We start from the raw sequence: 497 nt of genomic DNA, 5'->3' as shown, positions 1-497 counted from the left end.
GGATTATTACCTTCTTTGATTCATCTTTCCAGATGATTCGTCTAACATGTTCTTTTGTAACTCCGTATAGAGTGTCCTACAACCCCAACAAGCAAGCTTGTTGGTTTGGGCTCTTCCCGTTTCGCTCGCCGCTACTCAGGGAATCGATTTTTCTTTCTCTTCCTCCGGGTACTAAGATGTTTCAGTTCTCCGGGTCTGCCTTCTGACATGCTATGAATTCACATGTCGATAACATGACATAACTCATGCTGGGTTCCCCCATTCGGAAATCTCTGGATCAACGCTTACTTACAGCTACCCAAAGCATATCGTCGTTAGTAACGTCCTTCATCGGCTTCTAGTGCCAAGGCATCCACCGTGCGCCCTTAATAACTTAATCTATGTTTCCACCATATTTTGAATTGTTATTCAAAATAAATAGCTAAAACTAGTTATTAATCTTGTGAGTGTTCTTTCGAACACTAGCGATTATTTATGAATTCAAGCTTATTTAAAAC

At 40.6% G+C, this 497-nt stretch carries 1 rRNA gene (running past one end of the window); it reads right to left on the bottom strand.

Annotated features, from left to right (window positions below):
• Window positions 1-379: ribosomal RNA gene (locus tag ACFV3I_RS18695) — 23S ribosomal RNA — on the bottom strand (its annotated part extends 2,220 nt beyond the left edge of the window); the annotation flags it as partial.
• Window positions 380-497: the final 118 nt, after the last annotated feature.

The sequence above is a fragment of the Microbacterium sp. NPDC059771 genome, from assembly GCF_042732495.1.
GTDB lineage: Bacteria > Actinomycetota > Actinomycetes > Actinomycetales > Microbacteriaceae > Microbacterium > Microbacterium sufflavum.
The sequence above is the reverse complement of the archived record's forward strand: the minus strand, read 5'-3'. Positions and strand labels throughout refer to the sequence as shown.